This is a genomic window from Leptothrix mechoopdaensis (SeqCode) (assembly GCF_053893855.1).
Genome location: NZ_CM132699.1, coordinates 225,896 through 241,215, shown reverse-complemented (window position 1 = coordinate 241,215; position 15,320 = coordinate 225,896). Strand labels below are relative to the sequence as shown.

Sequence of the window (15,320 nt, the reverse complement as noted above, 5' to 3'; positions counted from 1 at the left end):
AGACTCGGATCAGCCTTCCTTCCGGAAGACTTCAGGCCGGTACTCCGTTGGGTTCACACTGTGCGCGCCACCCCCGATCTGCAGGAAGTGGTGAGTTCACTTAAGTGCAAGTGCTAGGCGGACAAGGCGCCGAAAAGCGCTTCCTATACTGGCCGGATGAAGCCGATCGCCGACCTCCGCAAGAGCTATGAACAGGGCGAACTCGACGAGGCCGCCGCCGCCGCCCGACCGCTGCAGCAGTTCGAGCAATGGCTCGAACACGCCCTGGCCGCCGGCATCCCCGAGCCCAACGCGATGACGCTGGCCACCGTCGGCGCCGACGGCCGGCCGTCGACCCGCATCGTGCTGATCAAGGGTTGCGACGAACGGGGCCTCGTCTGGTTCACCAACTACGACAGCCGCAAGGGCCGCGAACTGGCCGGCAACCCGTACGCCGCGCTGCAGTTCCACTGGGTCGAGCTGGAGCGGGTGGTGCGCATCGAGGGCCGCGTCGAGCCGGTCGACGCCGCCGAGTCGGACGCCTACTACGCCTCGCGGCCGCTGGACTCGCGCCTGGGCGCCTGGGCCTCGCCGCAGAGCCGGGTGATCGGCTCGCGCACCGAGCTGGTCACGGCCGCCGCGCGCGCCGCGATCGAACACGGCCTGAACCCGCCGCGTCCGCCGCACTGGGGCGGCTACCGGCTGGTGCCGGACCGCTGGGAGTTCTGGCAAGGCCGCAAGTCGCGTCTGCACGACCGGCTGGTCTACCGCTTCGACCCGGCGGCCGAAGCGACCGGGCACTGGGTCCGCGAGCGCCTGGCGCCCTGATCAGTCCGTCCGCTGCAGGCGGGCGAAGACCTGGCGGAACTTGGCCAGCTTCGGCGCGATCACGTGGGCGCAGTAGCCCTGGTACGGGTGGCGCTCGTAGTAGCGCTGGTGGTAGTCCTCGGCCGGCCAGTGGTTGGCCTCGGGCAGCAGCTCGGTGACGATCGGCGCGCCCCAGGCCTCGGCGGCCTCGCGCATGACCTCGCGCGCGACGTCGGCCTGGTCCGGCGTGTGCCAGTAGATGCCCGAGCGGTATTGCGTGCCGACGTCATGCCCCTGACGGTTCAGCGTGGTCGGGTCGTGCACGACGAAGAAGATCTGCAGCAGCTGCGTCAGGCTGACCTGCGCCGGGTCGAAGCGGATGCGGACGATCTCGGCATGGCCGGTGTCGCCCTGGCAGACCGCCTCGTAGCTCGGCTGGACCCGATGACCGTTGCAGTAGCCGCTCTCGACCGCCAGCACGCCACGGACCTGCAGGTAGACGGCCTCCAGGCACCAGAAGCAGCCGCCGCCGAGCGTGATCAGGGCGGGCGTCACGGCGGGAGATTCGACGGGATCGGACATGTCAGGGGCTCCGGATGTGTGAAGGACGCATCGCGCGGCGGGTGGGCGTGCGGGCGTTCAGCCGCCGCCAACGTCGTTCTGGCGATGATGCGCGCCGCCTCATCTTCGCCCAATCGACATGCTTGACCTGATCGCCGGTGAACTCAAGCCGGTCCTGTCCGCCCTGCTGCTGCCGCCCGCCAGCCCGATCCTGCTGGCGTCGGCTGCGCTGTTGCTGCGGCGGCGCTGGCCGCGTCGCAGCCTGTCCGCGCTGGTCGTCGCGCTGGCGCTGCTGTGGCTGGGTGCCTGCGGCGTCACGGCGCAATGGCTGCAGGACCGGGTGCTGCAGCCGCCACCGGCGCTGGACGTCAACGCGCGCGAGCGGCTGCAGGCCTCGGTGCGGTCGGCCGACGAGGTCGCGATCGTCGTGCTGGGCAGCGGACGCGAGGCCCGCGTCGAGGCGCTCGACGGCGCCGGCAACCTGACCGAGACGGCGCTGGCCCGGCTGCACCACGGCCTCTGGCTGGCGCGCCGCACCTCGTGGCCGCTGGCCTACAGCGGCGGGGTCGGCTGGGCCCAGCTCGACGGCCCGAGCGAGGCCTCGATCGCCGCCCGCATCGCCCGCGAGGACTACGGCCAGCCGCTGCGCTGGATCGAGGACCGCTCCCGCGACACGCGCGAGAACGCTGCCGCCACGGTGGCGCTGCTGCGCGGCGCCGGCGTGCGGCAGATCGTGCTGGTGACGCACGCCTCGCACATGCCACGCGCGCTGCGGGCGTTCCGCGAGGCGGCCGGTCCGGACCTGCCGGTCACGCCCGCGCCGATGGGTCGGCTGCAGCCGGCCGAGCGCCGACTGCTGGACTTCCTGCCCGACGGCAGCGGCGCGCGCGACGTGCGCCGCCAGCTGCACGAACTGCTGGGCCTGTGGCTGGGCGCCTGACACATCCGGCCCTGAAAGCAGTTGGCCCGCCGAGAACCAGGGTTCAGCGGCGGGCCGATGGGGGCACGAGGCCACCCGTCGGGACTCCGGAGGATCATCGTCCGGGGTCCCTTCCACGCAGAGACTGCGCGGAGTGAAGTGCCTGCCTTCATCGGCAGACAGGTGAACCTTAGTCCTGTCGCTGCGGCGTCGCAACCCAAGCGTTTCGATCGACCGCCGCGACGTCATCGACAGCGCTGGATTGACATCCGGCCCGGTTCGTCATCGCCCCGTTCAGGACTTGCCGCCGGCCTGCAGGCGCTGCCACAGCGCGTCCATACGGAGGCTGACGTCGCGGTCCATCTCGATCGTCCGACCCCACTCGCGGTTCGTCTCGCCGGGCCACTTGTTGGTCGCGTCCAGACCCATCTTGCCGCCCAGCCCGGAGACCGGCGACGCGAAGTCGAGGTAGTCGATCGGGGTGTGCTCGACCAGCGTGGTGTCGCGCACCGGGTCCATCCGGGTGGTGATGGCCCAGATCACCTCCTGCCAGGACCGCACGTCGACGTCGTCGTCGACCACGACGATGAACTTCGTGTACATGAACTGGCGCAGGAAGCTCCACAGGCCGAACATCAGCCGCTTGGCGTGGCCGGGGTAGCTCTTGCGGATGCTGATGACCGCCATGCGGTAGCTGCAGCCTTCGGGCGGCAGGTAGAAGTCGACGATCTCCGGAAACTGCTTCTGCAGGATCGGCACGAAGACCTCGTTGAGCGCCACGCCCAGCACCGCCGGCTCGTCGGGCGGCTTGCCGGTGTAGGTCGAGTGGTAGAGGGCGTTGTCGCGCATCGTCAGGCGGTCGATGCGGAAGACGGGGAACCAGTCCTGCTCGTTGTAATAGCCGGTGTGGTCGCCGTAAGGGCCTTCCAGCGCATGCAGGTAGCCCCCCCGTTCGGCCAGCGGCACGCCAGCGTCACTCAGGCCGGTCCAGCCGGGTTCGGCGACGGGGATGTGCCCTTCGAGCACCATCTCGGCGGTCGCCGGCACCTGCAGCTTCAGGTCGCCCTCGCCGACCGATGACGCGGCCAGTTCGGTGCGCGCGCCGCGCAGCAGGCCGGCGAACTGGTACTCGGACAGGCTGTCGGGCACGGGGGTGACGGCGCCGAGCGTGGTTGCCGGATCGGCCCCCAACGCCACCGCGATCGGGAACGGACGGCCCGGGTTGGCGCGGGCGAAATCACGGAAGTCCAGCGCCCCACCCCGATGGGCCAGCCAGCGCATGATGACCTCGCGCCGGCCGATCACCTGCTGGCGGTAGATGCCCAGGTTCTGGCGCAGCCGGGGGCGCGGCACCGACTGCGGGCCGCGCGTGATCACCAGTCCCCAGGTGATCAGCGGCGCAACGTCGCCGGGCCAGCAGTGCTGCACCGGCAGGTCGGCCAGATCGATGTCGTCACCCTCGACGATCACCTGCTGGCAGACCGGGTTGCGCACCACCGAGGGCTTCATGTCCCAGACGGTCTTGGCCATCTGGATCAGCCGGCCGGCGTCCTTCAGGCCACGCGGCGGTTCGGGCTCCTTCAGGCTGGCCAGCAGGTGGCCGATGTCGCGCAGCGACGAGACGTCATCGGCGCCCATCCCCAGCGCCACCCGCTCGGGCGTGCCGAACAGGTTGGTCAGCACCGGCGCCTGAAAGCGTTTGTGACCATTGCATGGCGCTCGAAACAGGAGGGCCGGACCACCGGCACGCAAGACCTGGTCCGACAGGGCCGTCATCTCGAGATGGGTCGAGACGGGATCCGCCACTTCGAGCAGTTTTTCACGCTTCTTGAGGAGTTCGAGAAAGCCGCGGAGGTCTGGGTACTTCATCACATTTCGGGATAAGAAAGCAAAGTCTCATAGTTGACCGGTTATTTGGACGGTGCATAGAATCCGCCCCGATCAACCGGCTCCGGGTTTGTACCAGTACGTCGCCCCGGGCCATTCGACCCCGCCGCACCTGAGCACAGTGCGCATCGCCGGCTCAGCCCCAGCAGTCCGAAGCGGCGGGATTATCGAGGTGTCAGCCCGGCCCCCCCTTCGGCCGTGTGTCGCTGAACCCCTCGCCTGAGAAGTGAAAGGAGTGTCATGTCCACATTCCGATCCTGGGCACAGCTGCGCGACGGCATCCTTGCCTCGACGCGGGTGTTTCTTGCAGATCTGGGTCACGGTCTTCTGGCCGTGGGTCACAACAGCCTGGCCGTCCTTGGCCTGGCGGTGCTGAGCGCCACCTTCGTGATCGGCGGTCGCGCCGATGTCCGCGGCACGCTCGAGGCGCAGGCGCTCGACTGGCTGCTGCAGCGTCAGGAAGCCCGCACCACCGATGCCGGCGACCTGTTCGACCACGGCGACCTGTCGGCGGTCGATCGCGCCACGGCGGTCGATCCGTCCGAACTGAACCGCCAGCAGTCGGTCGTGGCGCAGTGGCTGTCGCGCCGCTACCGGGTCGCGCCGGAACCGGTCGCCCGGCTGGTGCAGGAGTCCTGGAGCCTGGGTCGCCGGGTCGGCCTGGAGCCGACGCTGATCCTGGCCATCGTCGCGGTCGAGTCGAGCTTCAACCCGTTCGCCCAGAGCGCCGTCGGCGCCCAGGGCCTGATGCAGGTGATGACCCGCGTCCATGACGACAAGTACGAGCCCTTCGGCGGCAACCACGCCGCGTTCGACCCGCTGACCAACCTGCGCGTGGGCGTGCAGGTCCTGAAGGACTGCATCGCGACGGCCGGCTCGGTCGAGGGCGGCCTGCGCCACTACGTCGGCGCCGCCAACCTGCCCGACGATGGCGGCTACGCCTTCAAGGTCATGGCCGAGCAGGAATTCATGACCCAGCTGCTGCAGGGCCGCTCGGTGCCGCCGACCGCCCGCCTGCCGGTGCCGCCGGTGACCACCGCACAGGGCACGCCGGCCGTCGAGGCCGAGGCGACCGCCTCGGCCCCGGCCGGCAAGAACGCCGTCAAGGCGACCGCCCCGGTCGCCCCTGCCAAGGTCGCCAAGCCGGCCAAGATCGCTGGCGCCGTCACCCCCGACCAGCAGGTCGCACTGATCCCTTGATGGTGTGAGATGTGCCGGAGCGAGCCCGCTCCGGCGCGTCGCCCAGGGGCTCGAAAACCCCTCCTTCCGCTACACTCGCGCCGCCACGCAACTGGCGTTCAAGGGCCGCGCAACGCGGTCCGAGGTGGGTCACCACCAGGGAGCGTGGACCGCAGCGAGCCAGCCTGTCTGGACCTGCCGGTTTCCGCCGTGCGCCTGGGCAACCTCCTCCACGTCAGCTCCGTCGACACCGATGCGCCGTCATCGGTCGGGCCGAAGGACGTTGCCGTCGGTCGGGGCCTGCAACCCTAGACATCGGACCGCACCACATGTTTGACCGCGCCACCCACACCCTGGATGCCATCGATCCCGAACTCACCGCCGCGATGGACGCCGAAGTCCTGCGCCAGGAAGAGCACATCGAGCTGATCGCCTCCGAGAACTACACCTCGCCGGCCGTCATGGCCGCGCAAGGCTCGCAGCTGACCAACAAGTACGCCGAGGGCTATCCCGGCAAGCGCTACTACGGTGGCTGCGAGTACGTCGACGTGGTCGAGCAGCTCGCCATCGACCGCGCCAAGAAACTGTTCGGCGCCGACCACGCCAACGTCCAGCCCAACTCGGGCTCGCAGGCCAACCAGGCCGTGTTCTTCGGCCTGCTGCAGCCCGGCGACACCATCATGGGCCTGAGCCTGGCCGAAGGCGGCCACCTGACCCACGGCATGCCGCTGAACATGTCGGGCAAGTGGTTCAAGGTCGTCAGCTACGGCCTGAATGCTCAGGAAGACATCGACTACGACGCGATGGAGCGCCTGGCCCACGAGCACAAGCCGAAGCTGATCATCGCGGGCGCCTCGGCCTTCGCGCTGCGCATCGACTTCGAACGCTTCGCCGCCGTCGCCAAGGCCGTCGGTGCCTACTTCATGGTCGACATGGCCCACTACGCCGGCCTGATCGCCGCAGGCGTCTACCCGAACCCGGTGCCGCACGCCGACGTCGTCACGACCACCACCCACAAGACCCTGCGCGGCCCGCGTGGCGGCCTGATCCTGATGCGGGGCGACGAGGTCGCCAAGAAGATCAACAGCGCGATCTTCCCGGGCATCCAGGGCGGCCCGCTGATGCACGTCATCGCCGGCAAGGCCGTGGCCTTCCAGGAAGCGCTGCAGCCCGAGTTCAAGGCCTACCAGGAACAGGTCGTCAAGAACGCCGCCGTGATGGCCGAGACGCTCACCCAGCGCGGCCTGCGCATCGTCTCGGGCCGCACCGAGAGCCACGTGATGCTGGTCGACCTGCGCCCCAAGGGCCTGACCGGCAAGGAAGCCGAGGCGCTGCTGGGCCGTGCCCACATGACCTGCAACAAGAATGGCATCCCGAACGACCCGCAGAAGCCGATGGTCACCAGCGGCATCCGCCTGGGCTCGCCGGCGATGACCACCCGCGGCTTCAAGGAAGAGCAGGCCCGTCAGGTCGCCAACCTGATCGCCGACGTGCTGGAAGCGCCGAACGACGAGTCGGTGATCGAGCGCGTCAAGGCCCAGGTCGCCCAGCTGACGCGCGACTTCCCGGTCTACAAGTAAGCGCCGGTCGTCGTCGATGCGCTGCCCGTACTGCGCCCACGAGGAAACCACCGTCGTCGAGACCCGCGAGTCCGACGAGGGTGACGCCGTGCGGCGCAGACGGCGCTGCAGCGCCTGCGACAAGCGCTTCACGACCTACGAGCGGGCCGAACTCGCGATGCCGGCCGTCGCCAAGAAGAACGGCGACCGGCGCGAGTTCGACCGCGAGAAGCTGCGCGCCTCGATGAGCCTGGCGCTGCGCAAGCGCAACGTCAGCGTCGACCTGATCGACGCGGCCATCGCCCGCATCGAGGACAAGCTGTTCTCGAGCGGCGCCAGCGAGGTCACCACCTCGCGCATCGGCGAGCTGGTGATGCGCGAGCTCAAGCGCATGGACAAGGTCGCCTACGTGCGTTTCGCGTCGGTCTACCGCGAGTTCGAGGACATCGACGCGTTCAGCAAGCTGATCAAGGAAATCTGATCGCTGCAGGCTGATCTCCGCGCGCCTCCCTCCGACAGGGGGGGGGCCGCCGTGGCGGATGCCCTCTCCTGGGGGTGCGCCACCCGCCACGGGTGGCCCGAGACTGGCCCGGTCCTGTACCGAGCGCCATGTCAACCGTCCACCCCCCACCTGCCCGAAGCCCGGCCTGCGGCCACACCCTGATCGAGTCGCTGTTCGTGCTCGCGCTCGTCGCCGTGCTGCTGAAGACGCTGCTGCCGAGCTGGACCGAGCACCAGGCGAGACGCCGCGTCGAGGCGGCTTCGGCCCAGTTGCTGGCCGACCTCGAACTGCTGCGCGCCAGCGCGCTGGCCGGCGACGAGGTCCTGCGCGTGTCCTTCCACAGCGGCGTCGACGGCAGTTGCTGGCTGCTGCACAGCGGCGAGCCCGCGCAATGCAGCTGCAGCTCGCTCGTCAACGGCCGACCGACGCCGCAATGCACCACCGGCGCGCGGCTGCTGCAGGCGCGCAGCTGGTCGAACCGCGATCTGCTGATGCGGGCCAACATCGCCAGCCTGCGGGTCGACCCGCGTCTGGGCAACATGAGCCCGAGCGGCAGCATCGAGCTGAGCGCCGCCGGTCTGCCGCCGCTGCGCCACGTCGTCAACCTGCTGGGCCGCGTGCGACTGTGCAGCGTGGTCGCGGACCCGGTCTCGCCGCGCTGGCCCGGGGTCGGCGCATGTTGAGCCGCCCCTGGCGGACCCGGCCGCGCACCGTGTCAACCGGCTGGGGCCTGGTCGAGCTGATGGTCGGCCTCGCGATGCTGGGCATCCTGTCGACGCTGGCCTGGCCGAGCTACGAATCACGTCTGCAACGCCTGCGGAGGATGGACGGCCAGACCGCCCTGATGCGCCTGCAGCAGGCCGAGGAACAGCACCGCAGCCGCACCGCCGTCTATGCCGATCGTTTCGGCAGCGAGGGCCTGCCACTGTCGCCATCGAGCGAGGCCGGGCACTACCGGTTGTCGGTCGACCTGGATCCTGGACGTGCCGACGTCGCCTACCGGATCCGGGCCACCGCCACCGGACGACAGTCCGACGACCTGCCTTGCCGGCACCTGGCCATCGAGGTCGACGCCGGCCTGCTGCGCTGGCGGTCCGGCCCGGACGACGGGCTCGACAACGACGACGACCGCAACCGCCGCTGCTGGGGACCGTGGTGAACCGGCACCCGCAACCACGGCGGGGCCTGACGCTGGTCGAGCTGCTGGTCGCGCTGGCCATCGGCCTGATGGTGGTCGCCAGCACCACCACCTTCGTGCTGGGCCAGCTCGCGCAGCAGCGCCGGCAACTGGCCGACGCCCGCCTGACCCTGGCGCTGCATCGTGTCGTCGACCTGGCGATGCGCGAGCTGAGGCGGGCCGGCCACTGGGGACGGGCCGAACAGGCATGGCTGGCGGCCACGCCGGAGGCCCGCTCCAACCCTCATGCCGCACTGCTGCCACCGGGCCCGGCCGGGCAGACCGCCCTGCCGGCCTGGAGCTACGGCCGCAGCAGTCCGGACCACCCCGATCTGCTCGACGACACCGGCCGCGATGCCGACGAGGCCAGCGCGCTGCGCCTGAATGCGGCCACCCGCGCGATCGACCTGCGCCTGTCCGGCCCCGCGTTGTCACCCGGCAGCGGCGACAGCTGGCAGGCCCTGACCGATCCGCAACGCCTGCGCGTGACACGCTGGCAGGTCAGCCGCCTTGACCGTGTCGTCGACCTGCTGGCGCACTGCCCTTGGCCCGTCTGCCCGCCCGGCGACACGACTTGCCCGCCCCAGCGCGTGATCCGCTTGCTGAGCGTGGAGCTGGACGGCCACGACCCCGCCGCACCCGACCGTCCGCAGCAGCTGCGCCGGGTGGTGCAGGTCCGCAACGACGAGTTGCGTGGCCATTGCCCCGGGCCTTGAACGATGTCCAGGCCTGCACGCGAACGATCCGCCCAGCGCGGTGCCGGCAGCCTGCCGGTGCTGATGCTGCTGCTGCTCGGCCTGTTGCTGTTCCTGCTGCACAGCCACCAGGCCTTGCTGGGTCAGACCCGGCAGGTCGGCCGGCAGGTGCAGGGCGCGGCCGCGCACGAGGCCGCCGAAGCGGGCGTGTCCTGGGTCACCGCCTCGCTGAACCAGGCCGGAGTGCCATCCGGCGGGGCTCGCGAACGCCTGGTGGTCTGGCCCGATGGCGCGTGGCCTCGCCCTCGCCAGGATGGCGCGTCACAAGCCTGCACCCAGGACGCGGCAACACCCCAAGGCTGGCGTTGCGCCGGGGTCACGTCGGAGGCCAACGGCGTGGTCAGCGCCGCGACGCCGCCGCGACCGGCCGGCGACGGCGCGCCGCACCCCGCCTGGCTGCTGCAGCTCGCGCCGGGGCCGGTGCCGGTCAGCGATCCGGGCGGCCTGCCGTTGCTGTCCCTGTCGGTCACCGGCTGCAGCCACGCGGTGCCCGGTTGCGCGGTGGTCGAACCGATCGGCGCGACGCCGCCGGATGCGATCCGCCGTCTGCACCTGACGCTGGCCCTGCTCGGCGACCTGGCCAGCGCACCGGACGCCGCGCTGTCGGCCGGCGGCGCGGTCCGGCTCGGCGCCGGCAGCCGGGCGGTCCGCGGCACCGCCGGCAGCGGCGGACCGGTGATCGAGGCCGGCGGCGCCATCACGCTGGCCAACGGAAGCCGTGTGCAGGGGCCGCCCGGCAGCAGCCCTGACGACCAGGTCAGCCCCGACCGGGTGGCCTTGCGCAGCGCGCCACACCGCTGGTGGCGCCACTTCGGCGCCTCGGCCGCGCTGATGCGTCAGTTGCCCAGCCTGCGCCATGTGGCCTGCCCGACCAGCGCTTGCAGCACCGCCGATCTGGCCGCCGCACGAACCGATGGCGCCCGCGCGCTGTGGATCGACGGCGAGCTGAACCTCGCCAGCGGCACCTGGGGCAGCGTCGACCGGCCGCTGCTGCTGGTGGTCGACGGCACCGCGCGGATGACCGGACCGGTGCAGGGCGTCGGCTGGCTGATCGCCGGCGCCCTCGACTGGCATGCCGGCCCCACGCCGGACGGCGCCGGCAGCCGCTGGCAAGGCGCGGTCACGACCTGGGGAGACGCCATGCTGGACGGGCCGGTCGACCTGATCCACGACGCCCAGGTTCTGGCCGCGATGCGCGGCCACGTCGGCAGCTGGATGGCCTTGCCCGGAAGCTGGCGGGACCATGGCCCGTGATCTCGCGCCAAGGCCGCTGGGCATCGGCCTGATCGAGGCCCTTGTCGCGCTCGCGGTGCTGGCCTTCGCGCTCGTGGCCCTGTTGCGCCTGCAGTCGGTGATGGCGTCGGGCACCGAACGGGAACGTCTGCGGCTGGACGCGCTGCTGGCGGTGCAATCGCGGCATGAGCGCCTGCGCGCCGGCTGGCCGGTCGAGCCGGCATCGGACGCCGGCGGCATCACGATCGAGACCGAGGACGCGGCCGGCCCCGCCGGCCTTCGACGCCGACGCAGCGTCGCGCGCTGGCAGGTCCGGCCGGGTGCGTTCGAGGCCGTCGTGCTCGACACCCTGATGCCGGCCGACCCGGACCGCGAGGCCGCACTGTCGGCCCTGACCGTGCTCGACCGGACGCCCGCGCGGCTCGATGCCTCCGGCGCCGCCTGGCCCGTGCCCCGGCATGCCCTGATCCCGCCCGGCGCGACACCGCTGGGCGATGGCCGCAGCGCCTGGCAGCCGCGTCCGGGCGAAGCGACGGTCTGGCTGATCGACGACCGCACCGGCGCGGTCGTCGCGCGCTGCGGCGGGCTCGTGGCGGGCGGCATCGGCACGGCGGGTCCGCAGGTGACCGACTGCGTCGCGGTCGGCGGCCTGATCTTCAGCGGCGTGGTGCGCTTTGCCACCGACACCGCACAACCCGGTCCGGCCGAGGTGCTGGACCCGCCCTCTGCCGCGCTGCCGTTGACGATGGTGATGCGGCCGGCCGCACCCGCGTTGACCGCACCCGAGACCGACTGCGCGGTCGACGCGCCCAAGGCCATGCCAGATGCCGCCGCCAACGCCAACGCCAACGCCAACGCCAACGCCACCGCCAGCATCCCCCTCCCCGCCGGAGTCGTGCGCTACCGCTGCGTGGTGGCCGGCAGCGGCTTGCCGCCGCGCTGGTCGGGCCGGCTGGAGATCGTGCCGAACGGCTGGTCGATCGGCACCGTCGACAGCCTGCCGCCGGCGCCACCGGTGCGGCGCGTCTGCCGCTACAGCGTCGACCAGGATCAGGACGGCCGGATCAGCAACGCGGAGCATCCGGCCCTCTACCTCGCAGTCGACGGCCCGCTCGGCGACCAGAACTTCCTGGTCGTGCGGGCCGGCGCCAGCTGTCCCCAGGGAGCGCCGCCGCTGCTGTGGGCGACCACCTTCGGTCCGCCTCCGACGACGGTGCCGCACCAGCCGCCGTGAGGATGGAGCCGTCGCCCGGAAAACTGCGTTGAAATCGCGCCTCCTCACGACCGCCCCGCCATGAACACACCTGCGTCGCCCTCGCACCCCGCGGCCCCGAACCCGATCGAGCCGGTCCCCCTGCCCTCGCCGCTGCCTGAGCCGCTGGTGATCACACCGGTGCCCGGCTTCAGCCCGGCCGACCATGCCGCGATGGGCCTGGCGCTGGCGCTGGCGACGCTCGGCTACGCGCTGACCGAGCCCAATCCGCGCGTCGGCTGCGTCATCACCGATCCGGCCGGCCGGATGATCGGCTGCGGCCATACCCAGCGCGCCGGTGGCCCACATGCCGAGGTGATGGCCATGCGCATGGCGCGCGCCGCCGGTCACGACCTGGTCGGCGCCACCGCCTACGTCACGCTCGAACCCTGCGCCCACCACGGCCGCACGCCGCCGTGCGCGGACGCGCTGGTCGAGGCCCGCGTCGGGCGCGTCGTCGCCGCGTTGACCGACCCGTTCCCGCAGGTCGCCGGACAGGGCCTGGCGCGGCTCGCGGCGGCCGGCATCCGGGTCGAGCAGGGGCTCGGGGCGATCGAGGCGCGCGAGCAGAACATCGGCTTCCTGTCGCGCGTGATCCGCCAGCGGCCGTGGGTGCGGCTGAAGGTCGCCGCCAGCCTGGACGGCCGCACCGCGCTGGAGAACGGCGCCAGCCAGTGGATCACCGCCGAGGCGGCCCGCGCCGACGGCCACGCCTGGCGGCGTCGCGCCAGCGCCGTGCTGACCGGCGTGGGCACCGTGCTGGACGACGATCCGCGCCTGGACGTGCGCCTGGTGCCGACGCCGCGCCAGCCCTTGCGCGTGGTGGTCGACGCGCCGCTGCGCACGCCGGTCACGGCACGGCTGCTGGCCGCGCCCGGCGCGGTGCGGATCTACACGACGGCCGACGAGCCGACGCAGTCGACGTGGCTCGCCGCCGTCCGGTCGCGCGAGGACGCCGCACCGGTCGAGCTGGTCCATCTGCCCGGCGGCCCGAACGGCAAGGTCGACCTGACGGCGATGCTGGCGGACCTGGCGCGGCACGGCGTCAACGAGCTGCACCTGGAGGCCGGCGAGCGGCTCAACGGTTCCTTCGTCCGCGAAGGGCTGGTCGACGAGTTCCTGGTCTACCTCGCGCCCAAGGTGCTCGGCCTGGGTCGTGGCATGTGGCACTGGGGGCCGCTGGCGTCGCTGGCCGACGCGGTCGAACTGGAGTGGACAGAGGTCCGCACGGTCGGCGCCGACCTGTGTCTGCGAGCCCGTCCGACCGGGCGACTGGCCGGCTGGCCGGACCTGCCCGGCGCCTGATCCACCCTGCGGCGGGAGCCCGTCCGGACGGTCCGCGCGGACCCGCCCGCCTACAATCGCGCCCATGCCCATCTCCCCCATTCCTGAGCTGGTGGCCGAGCTGGCCGCCGGTCGCATGGTCATCCTCGTCGACGAGGAAGACCGCGAGAACGAAGGCGATCTGGTCCTTGCATCGGACCTGGTGACGCCCGAGGCGATCAACTTCATGGCCCGTTACGGCCGCGGCCTGATCTGCCTGACCCTGACCCGCGAACGCTGCGAATACCTCGGCCTCCCGCCGATGGCCACGCGCAACGGCACCAAGCACGGCACCGCCTTCACCGTGTCGATCGAGGCCCGCACCGGCGTCACGACCGGGATCTCGGCGGCCGACCGGGCCCGCACCGTGCAGGTTGCGGTCGATGCCCAGACCCGGCCCGATGACCTCGTCCAGCCCGGCCACGTCTTCCCGCTGCAGGCCCAGGACGGCGGCGTGCTGATGCGCGCCGGCCATACCGAGGCCGGCTGCGACCTGGCCCGCATGGCCGGCCTGACGCCCTCGTCGGTGATCTGCGAGATCATGAACGACGACGGCACCATGGCCCGTCTGCCGCAGCTGGAAGTCTTCGCCGAACAGCACGGCCTGAAGATCGGCACGATCGCCGACCTGATCACCTACCGCAGCCGCAACGAGACGCTGATCGAGACGCTCTCGAACCAGCGCCTGACGACGCCCTGGGGCGCGTTCGACTGCCGCACCTTCCGTGACCGCACCGGCCAGATCCACTTCGCCCTCAGCCTGGGTCAGTGGCAGCCGGAAGACGAGGTGCTGGTGCGCGTGCACGAGCCCTTCTCGGTCATCGACCTGCTCGACACCGGCACGCCGCGCCACTCCTGGTCGCTGCCCCAGGCGCTGACGACGCTGCAGCAGGCCGGACGCGGCGTCGCCGTGCTGCTGAACGCGGCTGGCGATGCCGAGGCGCTGCTCGGCCAGATCAAGCCCGACGGCTTCGAGCCGCAGCGCAGCGGCTCGGACCTGCGCACCTACGGCGTCGGCGCGCAGATCCTGCGCCAGCTGGGCGTGCGCCGCATGAAGCTGCTGAGCAACCAGCGTCGCATCCCGAGCATGACCGGCGGCTACGGCCTCGAGGTGACCGGCTTCCTGCCGACCTCCGGCGTCTGACAACCGAACCCGAACTGGATCGCGAACATGAAAGACGCAGACAAGGGCGTGGCCGGTGAACTCGACGGCCACGACCTGCGCATCGGCATCGTCCAGGCCCGCTTCAATGCGGCCATCACCGAGAAGCTGTACGAGACCTGCCACGCCGAACTGCTGGCGCTGGGCGTCGCGCCCAAGCACATCCGCCACGTGACGGTGCCCGGCGCGCTGGAGGTGCCGCTGGCGCTGCAGGCCATGGCCGAGCAGAAGGACTACGACGCGCTGATCGCGCTGGGCTGCATCATCCGCGGCGAGACCTACCACTTCGAGCTGGTCGCCAACGAGAGCGGTGCCGGCGTGACCCGGGTGTCGCTGGACAACGGCACGCCGATCGCCAACGCCATCCTGACCGTCGAGAACGACGAGCAGGCCTGGGCCCGAGCCGAAGAGAAGGGCCGTGACGCGGCCCGTGTGGCCGTCGAGATGGCCAACCTGCTGGAAGACCTGAGTTGAACGCGCCCAAGCCCGAATCGAAGCCCGACGGCCGTCCGGCCCACAAGCCCCGCCAAGGCGGCAACGGTGGCGCCGGCGCCCCGGGTACCGTCCGACCGAAGTCGGCCCGGCGCCGCTCGCGCGAGCTGGCCCTGCAAGGTCTCTACGAATGGCAGATCAGCCGCGCCGATGTCGGCGTGGTCGACGCCCACATGCGCGAGCAGGAAGAGCACGCCAAGAGCGACAACGCCCACTTCGTCGCGCTGCTGCACGGCTGCATCGCCCAGATCGACGAGCTGGACGCGCTGATCACGCCGCACCTGGACCGCCGCGTCCAGGAGCTGTCGCCGATCGAGCATGGCGTGCTGCTGATCGGCACCTACGAGCTCAAGCACTGCATCGACATCCCCTACAAGGTCGCGATCAACGAGGCGGTCGAGCTGGCCAAGTCCTTTGGCGGCACCGACGGCCACAAGTACGTCAACGGCGTGCTCGACAAGACCGCGCTGGTGCTGCGCCCGACCGAGGTCGCGGCCCAGCGCAACCGGCGTCCGGCCGGCTGATCCGCGGCG

The 15,320-nt window shown here is 71.4% G+C and carries 16 protein-coding genes and 1 riboswitch; of the genes, 14 read left to right on the top strand and 2 right to left on the bottom strand.

Going from position 1 to position 15,320, the window contains the following annotated elements; translation table 11 throughout:
* The first annotated feature begins 156 nt into the window (after positions 1–156).
* Positions 157–807 (top strand): pyridoxamine 5'-phosphate oxidase, encoded by a 651-nt coding sequence (gene pdxH, locus ACWA7K_RS01115; protein WP_456164812.1) that lies wholly within the window; start codon positions 157–159, stop codon positions 805–807.
* Here the strand turns inward: pdxH and msrA are convergent, their stop codons facing one another.
* The gene (gene msrA / locus ACWA7K_RS01110) at positions 808–1,368 is read right to left on the bottom strand and encodes a peptide-methionine (S)-S-oxide reductase MsrA (RefSeq protein WP_456164810.1); all 561 of its coding nucleotides are present in this window, start codon (positions 1,366–1,368) and stop codon (positions 808–810) included.
* Positions 1,369–1,486: 118 nt separating this feature from the next.
* Between msrA and ACWA7K_RS01105 the strand changes: the two genes are divergently transcribed.
* Positions 1,487–2,287: a YdcF family protein gene (locus ACWA7K_RS01105; RefSeq protein WP_456164808.1), complete on the top strand. Its 801-nt coding sequence runs from the start codon at positions 1,487–1,489 to the stop codon at positions 2,285–2,287.
* A 273-nt stretch (positions 2,288–2,560) separates the two neighbouring features.
* On the opposite strand, the gene ACWA7K_RS01100 is transcribed toward ACWA7K_RS01105, so the two are convergent.
* Positions 2,561–4,135 (bottom strand): UbiD family decarboxylase domain-containing protein, encoded by a 1,575-nt coding sequence (locus ACWA7K_RS01100; RefSeq protein WP_456164806.1) that lies wholly within the window; start codon positions 4,133–4,135, stop codon positions 2,561–2,563.
* Positions 4,136–4,393: 258 nt separating this feature from the next.
* Here ACWA7K_RS01100 and ACWA7K_RS01095 point away from each other — a divergent pair, with 258 nt between their 5' ends.
* The 12 genes from ACWA7K_RS01095 to nusB all read left to right on the top strand — a co-directional run bounded on the left by ACWA7K_RS01095 (position 4,394) and on the right by nusB (position 15,311).
* Entirely contained in the window at positions 4,394–5,353 is a 960-nt protein-coding gene (locus ACWA7K_RS01095) for a transglycosylase SLT domain-containing protein (RefSeq protein WP_456164804.1), read from the top strand.
* 77 nt (positions 5,354–5,430) lie between these two features.
* A riboswitch (ZMP/ZTP riboswitch) is annotated at positions 5,431–5,561 on the top strand.
* Between the two features lie 100 nt (positions 5,562–5,661).
* Positions 5,662–6,912, top strand: a complete 1,251-nt coding sequence (gene glyA, locus ACWA7K_RS01090; RefSeq protein WP_456164802.1) for a serine hydroxymethyltransferase — start codon at positions 5,662–5,664, stop codon at positions 6,910–6,912.
* A gap of 16 nt (positions 6,913–6,928) precedes the next feature.
* Positions 6,929–7,372: a transcriptional regulator NrdR gene (nrdR, locus tag ACWA7K_RS01085; RefSeq protein ID WP_456164800.1), complete on the top strand. Its 444-nt coding sequence runs from the start codon at positions 6,929–6,931 to the stop codon at positions 7,370–7,372.
* A 128-nt stretch (positions 7,373–7,500) separates the two neighbouring features.
* A complete protein-coding gene (locus tag ACWA7K_RS01080) occupies positions 7,501–8,076 on the top strand; it encodes a hypothetical protein (protein WP_456164798.1) in 576 nt (191 codons plus the stop codon).
* A complete protein-coding gene (locus tag ACWA7K_RS01075) occupies positions 8,070–8,552 on the top strand; it encodes a type IV pilin protein (protein ID WP_456164796.1) in 483 nt (160 codons plus the stop codon). The genes ACWA7K_RS01080 and ACWA7K_RS01075 overlap by 7 nt, the downstream gene beginning before the upstream one ends.
* Positions 8,549–9,286 (top strand): PilW family protein, encoded by a 738-nt coding sequence (locus ACWA7K_RS01070; RefSeq protein WP_456164794.1) that lies wholly within the window; start codon positions 8,549–8,551, stop codon positions 9,284–9,286. Before ACWA7K_RS01075 ends, ACWA7K_RS01070 begins: the two co-directional genes overlap by 4 nt.
* A gap of 3 nt (positions 9,287–9,289) precedes the next feature.
* On the top strand, positions 9,290–10,579 hold the full coding sequence (locus ACWA7K_RS01065; protein WP_456164792.1) for a hypothetical protein: 1,290 nt from the start codon (positions 9,290–9,292) through the stop codon (positions 10,577–10,579).
* Positions 10,569–11,792 (top strand): type IV pilus modification PilV family protein, encoded by a 1,224-nt coding sequence (locus ACWA7K_RS01060; RefSeq protein WP_456164790.1) that lies wholly within the window; start codon positions 10,569–10,571, stop codon positions 11,790–11,792. The genes ACWA7K_RS01065 and ACWA7K_RS01060 overlap by 11 nt, the downstream gene beginning before the upstream one ends.
* A 192-nt stretch (positions 11,793–11,984) precedes the next feature.
* A complete protein-coding gene (ribD, locus tag ACWA7K_RS01055; RefSeq protein ID WP_456168642.1) occupies positions 11,985–13,115 on the top strand; it encodes a bifunctional diaminohydroxyphosphoribosylaminopyrimidine deaminase/5-amino-6-(5-phosphoribosylamino)uracil reductase RibD in 1,131 nt (376 codons plus the stop codon).
* A 64-nt stretch (positions 13,116–13,179) separates the two neighbouring features.
* Complete coding sequence (ribBA, locus tag ACWA7K_RS01050) at positions 13,180–14,277, top strand: bifunctional 3,4-dihydroxy-2-butanone-4-phosphate synthase/GTP cyclohydrolase II (RefSeq protein ID WP_456164788.1); 1,098 nt, start codon at positions 13,180–13,182, stop codon at positions 14,275–14,277.
* 27 nt (positions 14,278–14,304) lie between these two features.
* Positions 14,305–14,769, top strand: a complete 465-nt coding sequence (gene ribH / locus ACWA7K_RS01045; protein WP_456164786.1) for a 6,7-dimethyl-8-ribityllumazine synthase — start codon at positions 14,305–14,307, stop codon at positions 14,767–14,769.
* On the top strand, positions 14,766–15,311 hold the full coding sequence (nusB, locus tag ACWA7K_RS01040; protein WP_456164784.1) for a transcription antitermination factor NusB: 546 nt from the start codon (positions 14,766–14,768) through the stop codon (positions 15,309–15,311). The genes ribH and nusB overlap by 4 nt, the downstream gene beginning before the upstream one ends.
* Positions 15,312–15,320 lie beyond the last annotated feature (9 nt).